Consider the following 6,081-nt stretch of genomic DNA (forward strand, 5'->3'; position numbering starts at 1 on the left):
TGGATGCATTCAAGCCGAGCAGCACGGAGGGCTTTGAGGAAGCGCTGAATGAGGCAAAGGACGTCTATGCCGAGGAGAACCCGCTGAAGGCGGAAGTGGACAAGGCATATGAGAACTTGCAGAAGGCGATTGAAAATCTGAAATACCGTGCAGACCTGTCGGTGCTCCAGACCGTGGTCGATGAAGCAAGGAGTCTGGATATGGACAGCTATATCCAGGACGAGGCATTCCAGACCTTTAATGGAGTGCTGGAAGATGCAGAGACGATGCTTGGGAATCCGGAAGCTGGACAGGAAGAAGTGGATGCAATGGCGCAGAAGCTTGCGGAAGCAATGGCAGCCCTGCGGAAGATCCCAAGCAGAGAAGAATTGCAGAAGCTCATCGAAGAGACAGAAGCGATCGACTTGAACGGCTATACGGACCGCAGTGTGGCAAACCTGGAGGCGGCGCTACAGGTAGCAAAGGCAGTCGCCGGGGATGAAACCGCGGACAACCGGACAATCGCAAAGGTATATGTGAACCTGGAAGCAGCTGTAGCAAGTTTGGAGAAGGCGGAGACGCCGAAGCCTAACCCGAAGCCGGACAACAAGGGAGGAAAGGGAAGCAGTTCTGTGAATGCCTCCAACTCCTATGGAGCGGCAGGCGTCGTTTCTGCGGCACAGAACGTCTCGACCCAGAAGGCGCATGTGGTAAGTGACACGACAGTGAACTTCACGCTCAAGAGAGGTAGCGCATACTGCTTCAAGATGACGGTGGTAAATGGAAACAACCAGACGCCGGGCTTTACGGTAGGCAACGGCAGCGTTCTCAAGACGCAGTTTGTGGCAAAGGTTGGAAACGATTACTACTACAGAGTCTATGCAACCGGCACACCGGGCCAGAGTACGGGCGTTTACACGACACTGCCGGGACAGAATGCGGTGAAACACTGCACGGTTACAATCGGCTGAGTACCAAATCTGTTCTGAACGGCAGAAAGGCGGACTACATCCGATCGAACCCAGTAACCAACAGCAAAGAGTTTCGTAGGCAATATCCTAGGTACGAAAGACGCTGTACATTTGTGGGAGAAGAAGGGCATCTACCGCCCTATCGCATAGCCGATGTGTTTGTAAAAGGATAAGCCTAAAGACAGAAACCAAACATACGGATAACCGTCCTGAGAAGAGAGGAAGCATTCAAGGGACGGTGTGGGTTCAGACGACCCTGGTGGAACGCAATTGAATAAAGGCAAAAGACCCGCTTCGGTTTTAGTCGGAGCGGGTTTCTTTTATATTCTGGATAAACATGTAACAAAAAATGAACTTTCTTTATTGATCCGATCAAAGAACTCGACTAGGAATGAATTGTCAATTATAGTACTTCATTTAAGTCCATGATTCTGTAGACGATGTGCATGTAATATTCTTTACAAAAACCCATTGCATGGCCTTCAAAAAGAAATTTTATTCTCTCTTTTCACTATGCATCGTTCTACTATGTTTTACTTCTAATTTACACTTAAATGCTAAAAAATTGTATATTTACACTTGTTTTTTATAAATACAAGCTAAATTTTTGTGGCTATGATGTAAATAACAAGGAAAGGCGGAAAGGAGGTTTATGCGAACTAAAAGGTTATATAACAAAAGAAACATGTTAAAAGGAGGAGCTTTATGAAAAAGAAACTTGCAGCGTGCTTGCTTAGTGCGACCATTTTGTTCTCTAGCGCATCACCGGCCTTTGCTGCGCCAGCCTCAGCTACAGAACCACAGGAACCTGCAAAATCAGTCGATTTTACTCATGTAAAAATTACAGATGATTTCTGGACTGCGCGTCAGAAACAGTTTATCTGTAAAGTTATTCCTACTGGCATTTCCAACGTTGAAAAGGCAAGCGGTGGAATACCGAATATCATCAATGCAGCTAAAATGCACCGTGGTGAAGCATATGAAGCGTTTCAAGGGGCATTTTACGTGGACTCCGATGTGCATAAGGTTTTGGAATCCATGTGTTATGCGTTGCAGATCGACCCGATGGGAGATGAGGAGATCCTCGCGGGGCAACAGTATATCCGAGACAAATTGGAAGAATGGATTCCCTACTATATGGACGCACAAGAGGAGAATGGATATTTTGACACCTATTTTATATTAGGGGCCAATGGCAATACACCTAAATGGTGGGATTTTAATCTCCATGAGCTCTACTGTGCGGGGCACTTCTATGAAGCCGCTGTGGCACATTATCGCGCAACGGGCGGCAAAGATACTCGTTTGTTTGATATGGCCATCAAAAATGCGGACTATGTTTGTTCCCTGTTTGGAGAAGGAAAGTGGAAGCAGGTACCGGGCCATCAGGAAATCGAACTTGCTCTCGTGAAGCTGGCAAACCTTTGCGAGGAGATTGGCGGCGAGTATTCGGATAAGGCAAAGGATTACATCGCTTTGGCAGAGTTCTTCTTGGATACTCGCGGAGATTTTGAAGACCGCCATGGAACAAATCACAATAGCGAATACGATCAGGATCATCTACCCGTTACAGAACAAAAAGAGGCGGTCGGTCATGCTGTGCGTGCAGGATATATGTATACAGCAATGGCCGACATCAATCTTTTAGAACAGGATGGCCGGTATGATGAGGCGCTGCTCGCCTTGTGGGATGATATTGAAAACAAAAAGACCTATGTCACTGGTGGAATTGGCTCCAATCCAGCCAATGAAGGTTATGGAAGTGCCTACGACCTGCCCAATGATACCGCTTATTGCGAGACTTGCGCCAACATTGCCAATGTGATGTTCAATCAAAGGATGAACCTCCTATACGGAGACAGCAAGTATGCAGACGTTGTGGAACGCGGCTTGTACAACAGTATCATCAGCTGTGTGGATTTTGAGGGCGAAACCTTCTTTTATGGCAACCCCATGAGCAGCGATGGGAGTAAACATCGCTCCGAATGGTTTGGTACAGCCTGTTGTCCTCCAAACCTGATGCGCACAGTGGAATCCTTGGGCGGATATATTTATACCCAACAGGGGGATATTCTCACACAGAACTTATACATTGGCAATGAAGCCACACTACAAGTGGACGGCAAAACAGTCCGCCTGCATACAGATACCGATATGCCCTGGGAAGGGACGGTATCCATTGCGGTGGATGTGGATCAGCCTACAGAATTCACCTTCCGCCTGCGAGTTCCCTCTTGGGCAACGGATGAAAACACCCTCTCAGTAAATGGAGAAACGGTCTCTGCCGAGCCGGACGAACAGGGATATGTTGTCTTGGATCGCACATGGAACGAAGGCGATTCGATTGATCTGAATTTTACAATGGAGACAAAACGCGTCTATTCCGATCCACGTGTAGAGGCGAATCAGGGGAGAGTCGCGGTCAAACGTGGACCCATCGTTTATGCAGCAGAAGATGTGGACAACGAATATCCGGTCACACAGTATTATCTGCCCAAAGATGCGACCTTTACCACCAAATGGATCGAGAATTTGGAGGATGAAAAATTCGACCGCCCCATTACATACCCGCCCTATGTTGAGGCAAATTTGAATGAGGATTTTGAAGATGCACAGGCGGCGTCCTCCCGTTGGCTCAATGTTGACAATACGCAGACCATTGAAATTGCCAATGGAAAAGTCCATATGGAGAAGGGGACTAACAATAAGTTGGTTGCAGGGGACGAGGCCTGGAGTGACTTCGCTATAGAGGCGCAGGTAACTCTTGGAGAAGACGGAACCGATTCGGGAAATGCCGGCGTGCTAGTCCGTTCTTCTCAGGAGGGGTCCGGACCGGACAATTACCACGGCTATTACTTTGGAATTGGCCTGGAAGGCGCAGAGTACGGAAAAGCAAATGGCAGTTGGACACGATTCGGAAAGAAAACCTGGGATATTGAGCTTGGGAAAACGTATACATTGAAAGTACTTGCTTATCAGAATACGTTTCTGTTCTTTGTCGATGGAGAAAAGGTAGGCTCTTTCAAAGACTTGGAGCATCAGGCGGGCCGTATCGGTCTGCGCAGTTACAACCGGGAGGTTACAGCGGATAATGTTACCGTTCGCCCATTGACAGATGAAGAAATCCTCCTTGCCCAGGCACCGAGTGAAGATCCCTATCAGATCAAGTCTACCATGCAGATTGTAGCAAATGCTAAGGTGCAGGTTGATGAGCAGGACCTGGATGCGCCTTTGGTGATGACCCCTTACTACGCATGGGACAACCGTGACAGTGGCGCAATGGCGATTCATATCCGTGAGGAACGTGTCGAATTTCCGCTCGAAAGCTATGCGACGCCTTCTGCTTCTGCGGTTTCCCAGTACGATACCATAGAGGCGCTCAATGATGGAACGGATGCGCGCTGGACATCCTATGAGACGCCGCTCAATCCATGGGTGCAGTACGACTTTGAAGAACCGGTCAGTCTGTGGGGATGTGACATCAAATGGTATGATGACAACGGTGGCGTACAAATTCCGGACGGCTTGGAAATTGCCTATTGGGATGGAGAGACGTTTGTACCGGTTAAACCGGTTGAAGAGTACAATTATTTCTCCAAAAATGCATACGATTCCTATGAATTTGAACCGATCATCACAACAAAGATTCGCCTCAATATTAAAAATGATATAAAGAAGATTGCTTCGGGGATTATGGAGTGGAAGCTCCAGGGTGAAAAAGGTGTTGTAGACTTCCAGGACATCCCGCTTCAGGAGGTCTGTTATGGGAACAAACCCTATGGAACAGAATACGATGTACTCAATGTAGCCGATTTTACCCCAGTTACTGCCCAAAGTTTCCGTGTCTTGATGGACGGATATAAACCAGTCGGTATGAAGGAATTCCGCCTACAGAAGACAGACGGAACATATGCAGAACAGGATGCAACTGTCAGCGCTTCCTACACATGCACTTGGACCAGCCTGGATGCGGTTAATGACGGAAAAGGATGGGATACCTCTGACGAAGGAGGAAACGCGAAATTCACTTGGTCCACTTATCCAAACAGCGGAGAACACTGGGTACAGTACGATTTTGCAGAGCCCATTACTGTTCAGCAGGCGGAAATCTGTTGGTACCGTGCTTGGGATAGTGGGGTCATTGCACCGGACACCTGGAAAATTCAATATGAAAAAGACGGCGAATGGGTGGATGTACCACACGTTACAAGGAGTCTGTCCGATTTTGACAACGATGTATTGGAATATACCGTCAAAGTGCCGTCGGGAAACGAAATTCCAACTGTAAGTGCAAAAGTGGAAGAACCTTATGCAAGAATTTCTATCCAACAGGCAGAGTCCATCCCGGGAACAGCAGAAATTACCGTTTGGGCCATAGGTATTGAGGACAGCAAACGTACCTATCGGATTCACTTTGTAGAGGAGACTGAGAAGGAGCCGCAGTTGTTGACCGTACAGTGGAGCAGCAATGCAGCGGTGGAAGTGGAAGGAAATGCAGATGTGGTGATTTCCACGGATGCAATCTACGGCGCGAAAGTGATGCCGGGCGAAGATCTGACCTTTACCTTCACCCCGACCGACGGCGCATTTGCCAGTGCACAGCTCAACGGAGAGGACATCCCGTTTGAATCAAACGGCTTTACGTACACCTACACGATGCCGAATGAGAGTGCAAGCCTGCGCTTTACCTTTACGAAGGTGGACAAGGACATCTTGAAGATTGTCCTAGATGAGGCGAACAACGTAACGCAGGAGGACATCGACCGCCTGGTACCGGAAGTGCGGGAACTCTTTGTGAATGCCCGGACCAACGCACAGGAGGTCTACGACGATCCAGCCGCAACCCAGGAGGAGGTCAACCAGGCCTGGGACGAGCTGCTGGAAGCGATGCACCTATTGGAATTCGAGGAAGGCGACAAGGAAGTGCTGCTGCCGCTGATCGAAATCGCAGAGCAGTTGGCGGAGAAACTGGATGCATTCAAGCCGAGCAGCACGGAGGGCTTTGAGGAAGCGCTGAATGAGGCAAAGGACGTCTATGCCGAGGAGAACCCGCTGAAGGCGGAAGTGGACAAGGCATATGAGAACTTGCAGAAGGCGATTGAAAATCTGAAATACCGTGCAGACCTGTCGG

2 protein-coding genes are annotated in these 6,081 nt (G+C 48.6%); both read left to right on the forward strand.

The window, feature by feature from the left end; genetic code table 11:
* Nucleotides 1-950, forward strand: a 950-nt coding sequence (locus B9Y59_RS00385) for an FIVAR domain-containing protein (protein WP_158088889.1), incomplete at its 5' end; no start/stop codon positions are given.
* A gap of 705 nt (nt 951-1,655) precedes the next feature.
* The coding region (locus tag B9Y59_RS15530; RefSeq protein ID WP_085531065.1) for a beta-L-arabinofuranosidase domain-containing protein at nt 1,656-6,081 on the forward strand (4,426 nt) is incomplete at its 3' end.

The sequence above is a fragment of the Anaeromassilibacillus sp. Marseille-P3371 genome, from assembly GCF_900169665.1.
In the GTDB taxonomy this organism is placed as follows: domain Bacteria; phylum Bacillota; class Clostridia; order Oscillospirales; family Acutalibacteraceae; genus Anaeromassilibacillus.